Annotated in this window: 14 protein-coding genes; 5 read left to right on the top strand and 9 right to left on the bottom strand. The window is 69.2% G+C overall.

The window, feature by feature from the left end; all coding sequences use genetic code 11:
• The first annotated feature begins 89 nt into the window (after positions 1–89).
• Positions 90–323 (top strand): Lrp/AsnC family transcriptional regulator, encoded by a 234-nt coding sequence (locus ASD84_RS19830; protein ID WP_200954689.1) that lies wholly within the window; start codon positions 90–92, stop codon positions 321–323.
• 3 nt (positions 324–326) lie between these two features.
• On the top strand, positions 327–812 hold the full coding sequence (locus tag ASD84_RS19825; RefSeq protein WP_056714187.1) for a DUF3515 domain-containing protein: 486 nt from the start codon (positions 327–329) through the stop codon (positions 810–812).
• A gap of 88 nt (positions 813–900) precedes the next feature.
• On the opposite strand, the gene ASD84_RS19820 is transcribed toward ASD84_RS19825, so the two are convergent.
• A complete protein-coding gene (locus ASD84_RS19820; protein WP_056714185.1) occupies positions 901–2,025 on the bottom strand; it encodes a D-alanine--D-alanine ligase family protein in 1,125 nt (374 codons plus the stop codon).
• Between the two features lie 24 nt (positions 2,026–2,049).
• Here ASD84_RS19820 and ASD84_RS19815 point away from each other — a divergent pair, with 24 nt between their 5' ends.
• Positions 2,050–3,132: a trans-sulfuration enzyme family protein gene (locus ASD84_RS19815; RefSeq protein WP_056714182.1), complete on the top strand. Its 1,083-nt coding sequence runs from the start codon at positions 2,050–2,052 to the stop codon at positions 3,130–3,132.
• A gap of 39 nt (positions 3,133–3,171) precedes the next feature.
• On the opposite strand, the gene ASD84_RS19810 is transcribed toward ASD84_RS19815, so the two are convergent.
• Complete coding sequence (locus ASD84_RS19810; RefSeq protein WP_235531217.1) at positions 3,172–4,200, bottom strand: NAD(P)H-dependent glycerol-3-phosphate dehydrogenase; 1,029 nt, start codon at positions 4,198–4,200, stop codon at positions 3,172–3,174.
• Positions 4,197–4,946, bottom strand: a complete 750-nt coding sequence (locus ASD84_RS19805; RefSeq protein WP_082574135.1) for a lysophospholipid acyltransferase family protein — start codon at positions 4,944–4,946, stop codon at positions 4,197–4,199. The genes ASD84_RS19810 and ASD84_RS19805 overlap by 4 nt, the downstream gene beginning before the upstream one ends.
• A 61-nt stretch (positions 4,947–5,007) precedes the next feature.
• Here ASD84_RS19805 and cofC point away from each other — a divergent pair, with 61 nt between their 5' ends.
• Positions 5,008–5,667: a 2-phospho-L-lactate guanylyltransferase gene (gene cofC / locus ASD84_RS19800; RefSeq protein ID WP_235531218.1), complete on the top strand. Its 660-nt coding sequence runs from the start codon at positions 5,008–5,010 to the stop codon at positions 5,665–5,667.
• Between the two features lie 76 nt (positions 5,668–5,743).
• Here the strand turns inward: cofC and ASD84_RS19795 are convergent, their stop codons facing one another.
• The 4 genes from ASD84_RS19795 to leuC all read right to left on the bottom strand — a co-directional run bounded on the left by ASD84_RS19795 (position 5,744) and on the right by leuC (position 10,625).
• Positions 5,744–6,430: an HU family DNA-binding protein gene (locus tag ASD84_RS19795; RefSeq protein WP_056714179.1), complete on the bottom strand. Its 687-nt coding sequence runs from the start codon at positions 6,428–6,430 to the stop codon at positions 5,744–5,746.
• A gap of 176 nt (positions 6,431–6,606) precedes the next feature.
• Complete coding sequence (locus ASD84_RS19790) at positions 6,607–8,547, bottom strand: LTA synthase family protein (protein WP_156392235.1); 1,941 nt, start codon at positions 8,545–8,547, stop codon at positions 6,607–6,609.
• Between the two features lie 62 nt (positions 8,548–8,609).
• The gene (leuD, locus tag ASD84_RS19785) at positions 8,610–9,209 is read right to left on the bottom strand and encodes a 3-isopropylmalate dehydratase small subunit (RefSeq protein ID WP_056714171.1); all 600 of its coding nucleotides are present in this window, start codon (positions 9,207–9,209) and stop codon (positions 8,610–8,612) included.
• Between the two features lie 3 nt (positions 9,210–9,212).
• Positions 9,213–10,625 (bottom strand): 3-isopropylmalate dehydratase large subunit, encoded by a 1,413-nt coding sequence (gene leuC, locus ASD84_RS19780; protein WP_056714167.1) that lies wholly within the window; start codon positions 10,623–10,625, stop codon positions 9,213–9,215.
• Between the two features lie 51 nt (positions 10,626–10,676).
• On the opposite strand from leuC, the gene ASD84_RS19775 reads away from it, so the two are divergent.
• The gene (locus ASD84_RS19775) at positions 10,677–11,399 is read left to right on the top strand and encodes an IclR family transcriptional regulator (RefSeq protein WP_056714163.1); all 723 of its coding nucleotides are present in this window, start codon (positions 10,677–10,679) and stop codon (positions 11,397–11,399) included.
• Between the two features lie 91 nt (positions 11,400–11,490).
• On the opposite strand, the gene ASD84_RS19770 is transcribed toward ASD84_RS19775, so the two are convergent.
• Both ASD84_RS19770 and ASD84_RS19765 read right to left on the bottom strand, forming a co-directional pair.
• On the bottom strand, positions 11,491–11,970 hold the full coding sequence (locus tag ASD84_RS19770; protein ID WP_056714977.1) for a methylated-DNA--[protein]-cysteine S-methyltransferase: 480 nt from the start codon (positions 11,968–11,970) through the stop codon (positions 11,491–11,493).
• A gap of 23 nt (positions 11,971–11,993) precedes the next feature.
• Positions 11,994–13,490 (bottom strand): AlkA N-terminal domain-containing protein, encoded by a 1,497-nt coding sequence (locus ASD84_RS19765; RefSeq protein ID WP_056714160.1) that lies wholly within the window; start codon positions 13,488–13,490, stop codon positions 11,994–11,996.
• Between the last annotated feature and the right edge of the window lie 126 nt (positions 13,491–13,616).

Here is a 13,616-nt window from a genome sequence, read left to right as displayed (position 1 = left end):
CAGTCCGAGTGCTCGCCGGTTCTGCTGCGACGCCGGATGGGGGTAGGTTGAAGCGTTCTTCATCCAGTCGACGGGAGCTATGACCCATGGTGGTTCAGGCCTACATCCTCATTCAGACCGACGTGGGCAAGGCGGCAGATGTCGCTCGCGAGGTCGGCAACATCAAGGGCGTCACCCTCGCCGAGGACGTGACCGGCCCCTACGACGTGATCGTGCGCGCCGAAGCCCGCAACGTCGACGAGCTCGGCAAGCTGGTCGTCTCCAAGGTGCAGAACCTCGACGGGATCACCCGCACCCTGACCTGCCCCGTCGTCCACATCTGACGCGTGCAGCTGCGCCGACGCGGGCGAGCGACCCTCCTGGTCGCCGCCAGTGTCGTCCTCGTGGCCTGCGGCGGGCCGGTCGAGGTCGACGTACCCGACCTCTCGCGCGCCGACCGCGAGGCGTGTGACGCCTTCGCTGCCGAGCTGCCCGACTCGCTGGCCGAGCAGGATCGTGTCGACATCAGGCCGGCCGACGCGCCCGCCGCCGCGTACGGCGATCCGGCCATCGTGGTGCGTTGTGGCGTCCCCACGCCCGAGGGCTTCGACCTGACCGCGTCGTGCGAGACGGCCAACGGCGTCGGCTACTTCATCCCCGATGAGCAGTACGACGACCAGGGCCTCGATCTCACGCTGACGGCTGCCGGCTACGTGCCGCGCGTGGAGATCATCATCCCCGCGGAGTACCGGCCCAACGCCGCACCTGCGGTGATGTCGGTGCTCGCGCCCTTGATCAAGGATCACTTCACCTTGGTCGACGATTGCGCATAGCGGTCTCGAGACGGTCGCTGCGCGACCTCCTCGACCAGCGGTCGGCGGAGTCCGGTGCCCCGCTGCCCGACCTCCTCGACCAGCGGGCCTAACGCAGGCCTGTGTCGCGCTGGAGGGCGAGCGTCAGCAGTCGGTCGACGAGTGCGCCGTACTCCAGGCCGGAAGCGGCCCACATCTGCGGGAACATCGACAGCGGCGTGAAGCCCGGCATCGTGTTGAGCTCGTTGATGACCAGCGAACCGTCGGGCATCAGGAAGAAGTCGACGCGGGCCAGGCCCTCGCAGCCAACGGCGAGGAAGGCCTCCGCGGCCATCGTGCGCATCCGGTCCTCGACACCGTCGGGCAGGATCGCCGGCACGTCGAGCTCGGTGGCCTCCTCGGGGAGGTACTTGGCCTCGAAGTCGTAGAACTCGTGGTCACCGGTGATCCGGATCTCGGCGGGCAGGCTGGTGTCGACCCCGCCGCCGAGCGCTTCGAGCACGCCGCACTCGACCTCACGGGCACCCTCGGCCGACACCTCGACCAGGACCTTCGGGTCGTGCGCCAGCGCCGTCTCGATGGCTGCGTCGAGGTCTTCAGGCGCGTGCGCCTTCGCGATGCCGATGCTGGAACCCCCACGGGCCGGCTTCACGAACAGCGGGTATCCGAGGCCGGCGACACGCTCACGCACCCCGGCCGGGTCGGCCGCCCACTCGCGGGCGGTGACCACGTGGCTCGGCATGACCGGGAGCCCGGCAGCGGCGAGCACGACCTTCATGAAGGCCTTGTCCATGCTCACTGCGGACGCGAGGACGCCCGAACCGACGTAGCGCACGTCGGACATCTCGAAGAGTCCCTGGATGGTGCCGTCCTCGCCCCACGGGCCGTGCAGCAGCGGGAATACGACGTCGACGTCGCCGAGGGCGCGCGGCGGCGCCGAGGCGTCGCTGACGACGAGGCCGGTGCCCGCAGCGGTGCGCGCCAGGGCGACCGCGGAGCGCTCGGCATCGACCGATGGCAGCTGTCCGGGGCCGGTGATCCGATGGCGCTGCGGGTCGTCGTCCTCCAGCACCCAACGGCCGTCCGTCGCGATGCCGATGGGGACGACGTCGTACTTCTCGCGATCGATCGCCTGCAGCACGCTGCCGGCTGTGACACACGAAATGGCGTGCTCGGTGGAGCGACCGCCGAAGACGAGGGCGACGCGGACACGGCGGCCGGTGGGAGCATTCATCGCGGCTGACCCTACCTTTGAGGCATGTCGTCTCCCACGTCACGGCTCCACCCGGCGACCATCGCGGTGACCGCGGGCCGTCCGCCCCACGACCCTGACCAGCCGCTGAACGTCCCGATCACGATGACGTCGACGTACGTCGCGACCGGCGACCTGGAATACGGCAGGTACGGCAATCCGACGTGGTCGGCGTTCGAGGAGGCCCTCGGCGCACTGGAGGGCGGCCGGGCGCTGGCCTTCGCGTCCGGCATGGCGGCAGCCACCACGCTCCTCGACCTGGTCGGACAGGACGGCGGCGTGATCGCACCACGCCACTCCTACAGCGGGACCATCGCGGCGCTGGCCGACTTCGAGTCACGCGGACGTCTGCACGCCACGCTGCTCGACATCACCGACACCGCTGCCGTGATCGACGCCATGGAGGCGGACGAGGACTGCGCGATGCTCTGGCTGGAGTCGCCCACGAACCCTGCCCTCGAGGTCGCCGACATCGCCACCCTCGCCGCCGCGGCACACGAGCTCGGGATCCGGGTGATCGTCGACAACACCTTCGCCACTCCCCTGCTCCAGCAGCCGCTCTCCCTCGGCGCCGACATCGTGGTGCACTCCGCGACGAAGTACATCTCCGGCCACAGCGACGTGCTGATGGGTGCGATCGTGACCGCCGACGACGACGTGTACGCCGCCCTGAAGGGCCGCCGCGACCTCATGGGGGCCGTACCCGGGCCGTTCGAGGCCTGGCTGGCACTCCGGGGCCTGCGCACCCTGCACGTCCGTCTGGAGCGCGCCCAGGCCAATGCGATGGAGCTCGCCCGACGTCTCGCGGAGCATCCCGCGATCGAGGAGGTCCGCTACCCGGGCTTCGGCGCGATCATCGCGCCCGTCATCGCTGGCGGGGCCGATGCCGCAGACTTCGTGGTCCGCGCGACGTCGCTCTGGGTCCATGCGACGTCACTGGGTGGCGTGGAGTCGACGTTCGAGCGGCGCCGGCGCTGGAAGCTCGAGGCCACGACGATCCCCGAGGGCCTGGTCCGGCTCTCGGTGGGCATCGAGGACGTCGATGACCTCTGGGAGGACCTGCGTCAGGCCCTGGACCGCATCAACTAGGTCTCGAGACGGTTGCAGCGCAACCTCCTCGACCAACGACTAGGACAGCTCGGACTTGGTGTCCCGCGCGATGAAGGCCTCCATCAGGCCCGACGTCGTGAGGTTGCCGGCCACCACGTCGTCGACGGCGTCCACGATCGGCGCGTCGACACCCAGCTGGGCGGCCAGTGCACGCAGGGACGAGCAGGACTTGGCGCCCTCGGCGACTTGGCGGGTGGAGGCGTAGATGTCCTCGACCGACATCCCCTGCCCCATCTTCTCGCCGAAGGTGCGGTTGCGCGACAGCGGCGAGGAGCAGGTGGCGACGAGGTCACCGAGCCCGGCAAGGCCCATCAGGGTCAGCGGGTTGGCTCCGAGGTTCATCGCCAGCCGGGCCGTCTCCGCGAGGCCGCGCGTGATGAGGGAGGCCGTGGTGTTGTCCCCGAAGCCGAGACCGACGGCCATGCCCACGCACAGCGCGACGACGTTCTTGTAGGCGCCACCGAACTCGCAGCCGAGGACGTCGACACTCGTGTAGGGACGGAACGCCGGCGAGTGCATGCGCTTCTGCAGCAGGGTCGCGACGTTCTCGTCGGCGCACGCGACGACGGACGCCGCCGGCTCGCGACGGGCGATCTCGCGGGCGAGGTTCGGGCCGCTCACGACCGAGATCCGGTGCGCGCCGATGTCGCCCACCTCGGCGATCACCTCCGACATGCGCTTCAGGGTGCCGAGCTCGACGCCCTTCATCAAGGAGACGAAGACGGCGTCGTTGTCGACGTACGGCAAGAAGGTGGGGAGGTTCTCCCGCAACGACTGAGAAGGGACCGCGAGCACGACGATGTCGGCGCCGGCGAGGGCCTCCTCCGGGTCGTGCGTCGAGGTGATGGTGCGCGGCAGCTCGATCCCGGGCAGGTAGTCGACGTTCTCGTGTCCGTCGTTGATCGCTGCCGAGACCTCCTCGCGGCGGGCCCAGATGCTCACGTCGTTGCCGGCGTCGGCCAGCACGATCGAGAACGCCGTCCCCCACGAACCAGCACCCAGCACGGCAACCTTGTTGCCCGACAGATTCCCCACGATGCCGCTCACTTGTCCTTCTTCTGCTTCTTGAAGCGGTCGCCGTGCACCGCCATGTCATAGCGCTCCGCAGGGGCTTTCTCCCCACGGACCAGCTCGAGCTGGTGGGTGATGGCGGCCATCACCCGGGCGGTGGCCTCAGCGACGACGGCCGTGGTGCGCGGCTGCGCCCGCAGGTCCTCGAGGTCGACTGGCGGCCCGACCCGCATCACGACCTTCTTGCGTGGGAAGAAATGCGGTCGCTTGGCGTAGGGAGCCAGCATGTCCTGTGCCCCCCACTGGCCGACCGGGATCACGGGACAGCCGGTCTCGAGCGCGATCCGCGCTGCACCGGACTTGCCCTTCATCGGCCACATCGCGGGGTCGCGGGTGATGGTGGCCTCCGGATAGATGACCACGCACTGGCCGGCATTGACCGCATCCACCGCGGCGGCAAAGGCACCCACGGCGTCACGGGTGTCGCGCTTCACGGGGATCTGGCCGGCGTCACGGAGGAACTTGCCCAGCATCGGATTGTCGAAGAGCCCGGCCTTGGCGAGGTAGCGGGGCTTGCGGCCGTACTCGTAGACCAGGTGCGCCGCAGTGAGCGGATCGACGTGGGAGATGTGGTTGAGGACGATGAGGTAGCCACCCGTCTCCGGGATGTTCTCGCCGCCGATCCACTCCTGACGCGTCGTCGAGAGCAGGAACGGTTTGACGATCATCACGCCCAACCCGAACGCCCAGCCACGCTTCTCCTGGAACTTGCGCACCTTCACGAGACGCAGGCTACCGGTCAGTGACCCCGACCACTCCAGGGCGCGACACGCGTCGCTCGGCATGCCTGCGAAGATGGGCGTCGTGGTCTCGCGTCCGGGTGGTTTCGTCATCCTGCTGCCGGTGAAGTCGCCGGGCACCGCGAAGTCCCGGATGACCACGCTGGACGACGCAGACCGCGGTCGGCTCGCCGGCGCCTTCGCCGCCGACGCGGTCGATGCCTGCCTGCAGACACCCGGTGTCGCGGGCGTCCTGGTGGTCAGCGACGACGACGCCTTCGCTGCCACGCTGGCCGCTCGAGGCGCGACCACGTGCACCGATCCCGGTGGCGGCCTCAACGCCGCGCTGCGTCACGCGGCCGCCGTGGTCCGCGACGAACGCCCCGACCTGCGACCGGTCGCGTTGTGCGCAGACCTGCCTGCCCTTGCACCGATCGACCTCGCTGCTGCCCTGGAGTTCGCCGCGACGACGACGGCCTGCTTCGTGCGGGACGCCGACGGCACGGGCACCACGTTCTACAGCGCCGGGTACGACGACTTCGACCCGCGGTTCGGTCCGGACTCCGCGCAGCGTCACAGCGAGGACGCGCTCGAGGTCCCCGGCCCCATGGTCACGCTGAGGCGTGACGTCGACGACCTCGACGGCCTGCGCGAGGCCATCACGCTCGGCGTCGGCGTTGCGACGACGCAGGCACTGGCCGTCGTACGCCTGACCCAGGACTGAGGCCAGGACCGAGGCAGGAAAGGCAATCGGGCCGCCCTCCCGAAGGAGGACGGCCCGATCAAGGAACTGCGCGAGGTCAGGCCTTCTTGGCAGCAGCCTTCTTCGCGGGAGCCTTCTTGGCAGCCGGCGCCTTCTTGGCGGCGGGTGCCTTCTTGGCCGGTGCGGCCTTCTTGGCGGGAGCCGCGGCCTTCTTCGCCGGAGCAGCAGCCTTCTTGACCGCGGTGGTCGCGGCCTTCTTGGCGGGAGCCGCGGCCTTCTTCGCCGGAGCAGCAGCCTTCTTGACCGCGGTGGTCGCGGCCTTCTTGGCCGGAGCAGCAGCCTTCTTCGCCGGAGCAGCCGCCTTCTTCGCCGGGGCAGCAGCCTTCTTGACCGCAGCGGTGGCGGCCTTCTTGGCGGGAGCCGCGGCCTTCTTCGCCGGAGCAGCCTGCTTGGTCGCAGCAGCCTTGGTCGCGACAGCGGCCTTCTTCGGAAGCGGTGCGAGCTTCTTCGCACCGGAGACGACGTTCTTCAGGTCAGCGCCAGCGCTGAACTTCGGAACAGACTTCTTCTTGGTCTTGACGCGCTCGCCGGTCTGCGGGTTGCGGACCCAACGGGCGTTGCGCACGGCCTTCTCGAAGGAGCCGAAGCCGGTGATGGCGACCTTCTCGCCCTTGGCCACCTGGCGAGTGATGGTGTCGAGGACCGCGTCGAGCGCGTGTGACGCGTCCTTGCGGCTGCCCTCGAATCGGTCGGCCAGCGCGTCGATCAACTGAGACTTGTTCACTACTTGTCCTTCCGAAACGCGCCTGCATCGGGCGTCCCTTGGGCTGTTGCAGCCGAGCCCTCGCCCAGCCGTCCTATCAGGGCACGCTAGGCACTAGTGGCCACAGTCACAATCACCACGCCGCGTTTGGAGCGATTTTTTCCCTGAAAGCACGGTATTTCGGCCGATTTGGCCCTTCAGGAGGCCGAACCGGGCCACATCCGGTCCAGTGCGAAACGGCCGCCGATCGAGAAGTCGAACTGCACGAGACGCAGATCTGCCAGTAGTTGCGCGGTTTCGGGGTCCAATTCGGACTCCTTGATCGGCTCTCCGCTGGTGCCGAGAAGTCGACCCTGCTGGATGGCCGGGACGTGCTGATGGACCTGGTCGAGCAAGGTGAGGTACGGCGGCATCGGTGCGTTCGCGACGTCGTACAACAGTGGCAGGAAGAAAGCGGGACTCGTGGTCGCAACGGTGCGCGGCACGTTGTGTCCGGGCTCGCTGCTCCAGATGAGGAAGGGCGTGCGGTAGAGCGACAGACCGGCATTGTCGTTCTTGACCTTCGAACTGTAGATGCCGGGCAGGTGGTCGCCGTAGAACAGCACGATCGTCTTCTCCGGACCGGCCTTGAGCTTCTCGAGGAACGGCGCGAGGGCTTCATCGGTGTGCTCGAGACCGCGTGCGTACTGGCCGATCTTCTTCCCGTTGCCGCCGGCGCCGGTCACCTTGATCGGGTCGTCGTAGTTGTCCTCGACCGGGATGTGGTTCTGCATGGTCACGAGGTTCACGAGCAGCGGCTTGTCGTGCTCGCCGATCTGGGTGAGCACCTCGTCGAACGCCGACTTGTCCGAGATGTAGGGGTTGTCGTCGATCGTCTCGGTCTCACCGATCGTCGTGTCATGGATGAAGGACTGGAAGCCGAAGCGTTCGTAGACCTGCTCGCGCTTGTACATGCCGACCCGGTAGGGATGGACCGCGATCGCGTCGTGGCCGTGGCTCTTGAACCAGCCGACGGCCGACGGGTAGTCCGCATGGTCCGGCACGAGCATCTGGTACGGCGAGAGCATCTGTGGCCGGAACAGCCCCAGGGACTGCCCGGTCAGCGTCTCGAACTCCATGTTGGCCGTGCCGCCGCCGTACATCTGGGCGAGCATGTGGCCCGAGGTCGTCTGCTTCATCAGTGCCCGGGTGCGCGGAATCGGGTCGCGCTCGAGGTCGAAGCCCTTGAGCTCGGTGGGGTCGGTGAACGACTCGCTGAGCACCAGGACCACGTTGACGTCGTCGAGGCTCCCGGTGCGTTCGGCGTTCAGGTCACCAGCCAGGGCGTCGTACCGGTCAGCGATCCTCGCCATCTCGGCCTCGTCGTAGCCCTGCGGCTTCGCCATGGCACTCACCGGCATGTTGAACAGGAAGCCACCCACGAAGCCGTTGGAGCGGTAGTTCGTCTTCTGGCTCCAGTAGCGCCAGTCATTGCCGCGCAGCTCGTAGAGACCGCGCCACACGTTGCCCGGCTGGTTGAAGTGGGTGGTCTGCATCAGCAGCAGCGTCGTGATGACACCGACGCCCAGCCGCAGGCCGAGCACTGCGAGCGCCTGTTCGCGAGGCAACGACCGGAGTCGCGGCCGCGGGTAGCGCGAGCTCATCCGGCGACCGATCCGGACCGCCGCGACGACGACTCCGACGATCATCGCGAGGGCCACGACGAGGAAGACCGGCGAGACCATGGACGTGAGGAAGCCGGGCTCGCGCACGAAGTCCAGGTCGCTCGGATAGACCGGCTCCTCGCGGAGCTGGATCTTCACCAGGTTCCCGATGCCGACGGTCAGGGCCAGCGCCATGACCAGTCCGATCGACCACCACAGGCGGCCGAGCACGGCCCAGAGGAAGCCGACCAGGACCCAGATCACCAAGGTGTCGACGTAGAACGCGCCGCCGTCGAAGAGCTGATCCTTCAACCAGCGCGGGTAGAACAGGCCGAGGGTCGAGGCCTCCAGGACGACCGCCGTGGCCAGCGCGGCCTGGAGGCTGCCGATGACTCCGCGCCGAAGCACCGTCGACAGTGGAGCGGGCCCGGGGGCCACCTGCTCGTCGCCGGGCACGGACTCCTCGGTCGCAGGGGATTCAACGACAGAGGACACGAGGTGAACTTTACGTGTTCACCCCGTGCCCTCAGGTATTGCTGGGCGTATCGGCGGCCCGGTCAGACGCGCTGCGTGACCGGCTTCCAGGCCGGACGTCCGGCTTCGTACGCCGCGATGTCGTCCTTGTTGCCCAGCGTGATGCCGATGTCGTCGAGGCCGTTGAGCAGGCGCCAGCGGGTGTAGTCGTCGATGTCGAAGGAGTCCTCGACCTCGCCCCCGGGCGTGGTGACCGTCTTGCTCTCGAGGTCCACCGTGATCTCGGCACCCGGGTTGTCGTCCAGGTAGTCCCAGAGGCGCTGGATGACCTTCTCGTCGACCTGGGCGGCGACGAGGCCGGCCTTGCCGGAGTTGCCGCGGAAGATGTCGGCGAAGCGAGCCGACAGGACCACCTTGAAGCCGTAGTTCTGCAGCGCCCACACGGCATGCTCACGCGAGGAGCCGGTGCCGAAGTCGGGGCCGGCGACGAGCACCGAACCCGCAGCGTACGTCTCGTTGTTCAGCACGAAGTCGGGGTCGTTGCGCCAGGCCGCGAAGAGGCCGTCCTCGAAACCGGTGCGCGTGACGCGCTTGAGGTAGACCGCGGGGATGATCTGGTCGGTGTCGACGTTGCTGCGCTTGAGCGGCACGCCGATGCCGGTGTGACTGGTGAACTTCTCCATGACTCAGACCTCCACGCTGACAAGGTCAGCAGGTGACGACAGGGTGCCGCGCACAGCAGTGGCGGCAGCGACGGGAATGGACACCAGGTGGGTACGACCACCCTTGCCCTGACGGCCTTCGAAGTTGCGGTTGGACGTCGACGCGCTGCGCTCGCCCGGCGTGAGCTGGTCGGGGTTCATGCCCAGGCACATCGAGCAGCCGGCGCCGCGCCATTCCGCACCTGCGGCGATGAAGATCTCGTGCAGTCCTTCGGCCTCGGCCTGCATCCGCACCCGGACCGAGCCCGGGACGACCAGCAGGCGGGTGTTCGGGTCGACCTTGTGACCCTTGAGGATGTCGGCGGCGAGCCGCAGGTCCTCGATCCGGCCGTTGGTGCAGGAGCCGACGAAGACGGTGTCGACCTTGACCTCGCGCATCGGGGTGCCGGCGACGAGACCCATGTAGGTCAGGGCGTTCTCGGCCGCGACGCGGTCCTGCTCGTCCTCGAAGTCGGACGGGGTAGGTACGACGCCACCCAGGGGCACGCCCTGGCCCGGGTTGGTGCCCCAGGTGACGAACGGCGTCATGGTGGAGGCGTCGAGGACGATCTCCGCATCGAACACGGCGTCCTCGTCGGTGACGAGGGTCTTCCAGTGCGCGACGGCGGCGTCCCAGTCAGCGCCCTTGGGCGCCTCGGGCTTGCCCTCGATGTAGTCGAAGGTGGTCTGGTCGGGAGCGATCAGGCCAGCCTTGGCACCCCACTCGATGCTCATGTTGCAGACGGTCATCCGGCCCTCCATGGAGAGCTCCTCGATGGCCTGGCCGCGGTACTCGACGATGTAGCCCTGGCCGCCACCGGTGCCGGTGTGCGTGATCAGGGTGAGCACCATGTCCTTGGCGGTGACGCCCTCGGGCAGGCTGCCGTTGATCGTGACGGCCATGGTCTTGGGCTTGGCCTGCATCAGCGTCTGGGTCGCGAGCACGTGCTCGACCTCGGAGGTGCCGATGCCGAAGGCGATCGCGCCGAACGCACCGTGGGTGCTGGTGTGCGAGTCGCCGCAGACGATGGTCATGCCGGGCTGGGTCAGGCCGAGCTGCGGGCCGACCACGTGCACGATGCCCTGCTCGATGTCACCGAGGGGGTGCAGCCGGACGCCGAACTCCGCGGCGTTCTTGCGCAGCGTGTCGACCTGGGTCTTGCTGACCGGGTCGGCGATCGGCTTGTCCCAGTCGAGCGTCGGGACGTTGTGGTCCTCGGTCGCAAGCGTCAGGTCAGGACGACGGACCGGACGGCCCGCGAGTCGCAGGCCGTCGAAGGCCTGCGGGCTGGTGACCTCGTGGATGAGGTGGAGGTCGATGTAGAGGAGGTCGGGCTCGCCTGCCGTCGATCGGACGACATGCTCATCCCAGACCTTTTCACTGAGCGTCTTTGCCATGGATCCACTGTACAACTTGCATCCCATCATCCGAGACGGCAGTATTGCCATATGGACAACTCGAGCGGCGTCGGCGTACTCGACAAGGCGGCCCTGGTGCTCACCGCACTGGAGTCCGGCCCGGCGACCCTGGCCGGCCTGGTGGCCGGCACGGGCCTGGCCCGGCCGACGGCCCACCGTCTGGCCGTGGCGCTCGAGCACCACCGGCTGGTGGCCCGCGACATGCAGGGCCGCTTCGTGCTCGGTCCGCGGCTCGCAGAGCTCTCCGCCGCAGCCGGCGAGGACCGCCTGCTCGCGACCGCCGGCCCCGTGCTGGCGCGGCTACGCGACATCACCGGCGAGTCCGCCCAGCTCTGGCGCCGCCAGGGCGACCACCGCGTCTGCGTCGCAGCGGCTGAGCGTCCGTCCGGCCTGCGCGACACGATCCCGGTCGGTTCGCAGCTGACCATGCGTGCCGGCTCCGCCGCCCAGGTGCTGCTCGCGTGGGACGACCCCGAGCGCATCCACCGCGGCCTGCAGAACGCGGCCTACTCCGCTGCCGAGCTGTCGGCGATCCGTCGCCGCGGCTGGGCGCAGTCGGTCGGCGAGCGCGAACAGGGCGTGGCCTCCGTCTCCGCCCCGGTCCGCTCCCCCGGCGGCAAGGTCATCGCCGCCGTGTCGGTGTCCGGTCCGCTCGAGCGCCTCTCGCGCCAGCCCGGCCGGATGCACGCACCTGCTGTCCTCGCGGCCGCGGAGCGGCTGTCCGAGTCGCTGCGCCGCGCTGCTGCGGAATAGCCGACTTGGGGTTTGTCACCGTCGAGTTGTGACTTGTCACCGTCGACCCGCGCGACGACGTACAACTCGACGGCGACAAACCCCAAGTCGGCTAAAAGAGAGCGGGCTGCTCGAGCTGGAGCAGCGCCTGCTTGCGGTCGATGCCACCGGCATAACCGGTCAACGTGCCGTCAGCGCCGATGACGCGGTGGCACGGGATCACGATCGGGATCGGGTTGGACCCGTTGGCGGTGCCGACGGCACGGGACGCGGCATTCGTCTTGCCAAGTCGGTGGGCGATCTCGCCGTACGACGCCGTCTCGCCGTAGTCGATCTTCTGCAGCTGCTCCCAGACCGCTCGCTGCCACGCGCTGCCCACCGGGCTGAGTGGCAGGTCGAAGACCGTGCGCTCACCGGCGAAGTACTCCTCCAGCTGAGTGACCGCGGTCCTCAGGACGGGCGCGTCGTCAGCCTGCGGGCCGCGCGGCCGGCCGTCGTTGTCGCGGAACGGCGAGAACTCGATGGCCGTGATGGCGCCCCCCTGCTCCACGATGCGCAGCGGCCCGATGGGCGATTCGACGACAGTCCACATGATTTCCTCATTCTTCCGGTCGGTCACGGGTTCGGGGTGGTCGGGACGTCGGAGAGGGACGTCCAGAGGTGGAGGAGGGCGTACGAGCGCCAGGGAGCCCAGCGGTCGGGGTCGACCGTTCCCCGGCCGGCCAGCGCGTTGCGCACGCCGACGTCGGTCGGCAACCAGACGTCGGGGTGGCCAAGGGCACGCAACGCGATGTAGTCGGCGGTCCACGGTCCGATTCCGGGCAGCGCGACCAGGTCGCGGCGGACGTCGTTGCGATCCGGACCCCGGTCGAGGACGAGGTCACCCTCCGCCAGCGCGGCGGCCATCCCGATCAGCGCGCGGGCGCGGGCCCGTGGCATCCGGAGCTCCTCCGGCTCGATCGCGGCCACGGCCGCGGCGTCAGGGAACCGATGGGTGAGCCCGTCGACCTGGGTGCTGACCGGTCTCCCGTGAGCGGCGACCAGGCGGGCCGCAGCGGTGCGTGCGGCGATCACCGTCACCTGCTGGCCCAGGACGGCCCGGACGGCGAGCTCGACTCCGTCGACGTGGCCGGGCACCCGCAACCCGGGACGTCGCGCGACGAGCGGCGCGAGCACCGGGTCAGCGCCGAGGTGGGCATCGATGGCCACCGGATCGGCGTCCGCGTCGAGGAGCGCACGCATCCTCGCGACGGCCGCCGTCGTGTCACGCAGGTCGTCGAGCCACAGCACCATCGCGACGTACGACGACCCGACTCCGTCGACGTCGGTCAGCTCCACGCGGGCGGTACCCGGGCCGTGCGGCAGGTCCAGCGTGCGGGCGTACCAGCCGGTGCCGTCGGCGCGGACCTCCGCCGTCTCGATGCCGGGCACGGCCCGGTCGGCGAGGAAGCGCAACAGCGCCCGGCCCGCGAACGGCGTGCGGACCGCGATCCGGAGCTCGATCGCACCGGTCGTCGTACGAGCAGTCGAGGCCCGCCGGCCACGCAGCTCGCTCGGCGTCGCGGCATAGACCTCCTGCATCGTCTCGTTGAACTGCCTGACGCTGGAGAATCCGGCAGCGAAGGCCACGTCAGTCAGGCTCAGTACGGTGCTCTCGACGAGCGCGCGTGCCGTCTGCGCGCGCTGGGTGCGGGCCAGGGCGAGCGGCCCGGCGCCGAGCTCGGTGGTGAGCAGCCGCGAGAGGTGGCGCGAGGTGTAGCCGAGTCGTGCGGCCAGTCCCCCGACGCCCTCCCTGTCGACGACCCCGTCGGCGATCAGGCGCATGGCCCGTCCCGCGACGGTGGCCGCGAGGTCCCAGTCCGGGCTGCCGGGCGTCGCGTCGGGCAGGCACCGCTTGCAGGCGCGGTAGCCCGCCGTCTGCGCCGCGGCGGCCGTGGGGTGGAAGGACACATTTCGGGATGCGGGCGTGCGCGCCGGACAGGACGGTCGGCAGTAGATCCCGGTGGTGCGGACCGCGGTGTAGAAGACGCCGTCGAACCGCCGATCCCGCGACTGGACGGCGACATAGCACCGCTCGAAGTCGAGGCGCTCGGTCCCGGTCGTGATCTCCATGCGTCCATCCTGCCTCGCACCACCGACATCGACTCGCGGAAATCGGACACGGCGGTGGGCAGGCCCTCCGCGGCGCGGCGCAACGGATTCATGGCCCGGTCGGCCCTCGGTCTGCCACCCTGTCGC

The sequence above is a fragment of the Nocardioides sp. Root682 genome (assembly GCF_001427795.1).
GTDB lineage: Bacteria > Actinomycetota > Actinomycetes > Propionibacteriales > Nocardioidaceae > Nocardioides.
The sequence above is the reverse complement of the archived record's forward strand: the minus strand, read 5'-3'. Positions and strand labels throughout refer to the sequence as shown.

Bases quoted from the DNA above. Each gene is read 5' to 3' on its own strand.
- ASD84_RS19820 (WP_056714185.1), bottom strand. From the start codon at position 2,025: ATGAATGCTCCCACCGGCCGCCGTGTCCGCGTCGCCCTCGTCTTCGGC.
- ASD84_RS19815 (WP_056714182.1), top strand. From the start codon at position 2,050: ATGTCGTCTCCCACGTCACGGCTCCACCCGGCGACCATCGCGGTGACC.
- cofC (WP_235531218.1), top strand. From the start codon at position 5,008: ATGCCTGCGAAGATGGGCGTCGTGGTCTCGCGTCCGGGTGGTTTCGTC.
- leuD (WP_056714171.1), bottom strand. From the start codon at position 9,209: ATGGAGAAGTTCACCAGTCACACCGGCATCGGCGTGCCGCTCAAGCGC.
- leuC (WP_056714167.1), bottom strand. From the start codon at position 10,625: ATGGCAAAGACGCTCAGTGAAAAGGTCTGGGATGAGCATGTCGTCCGA.
- ASD84_RS19775 (WP_056714163.1), top strand. From the start codon at position 10,677: ATGGACAACTCGAGCGGCGTCGGCGTACTCGACAAGGCGGCCCTGGTG.
- ASD84_RS19770 (WP_056714977.1), bottom strand. From the start codon at position 11,970: ATGTGGACTGTCGTCGAATCGCCCATCGGGCCGCTGCGCATCGTGGAG.
- ASD84_RS19765 (WP_056714160.1), bottom strand. From the start codon at position 13,490: ATGGAGATCACGACCGGGACCGAGCGCCTCGACTTCGAGCGGTGCTAT.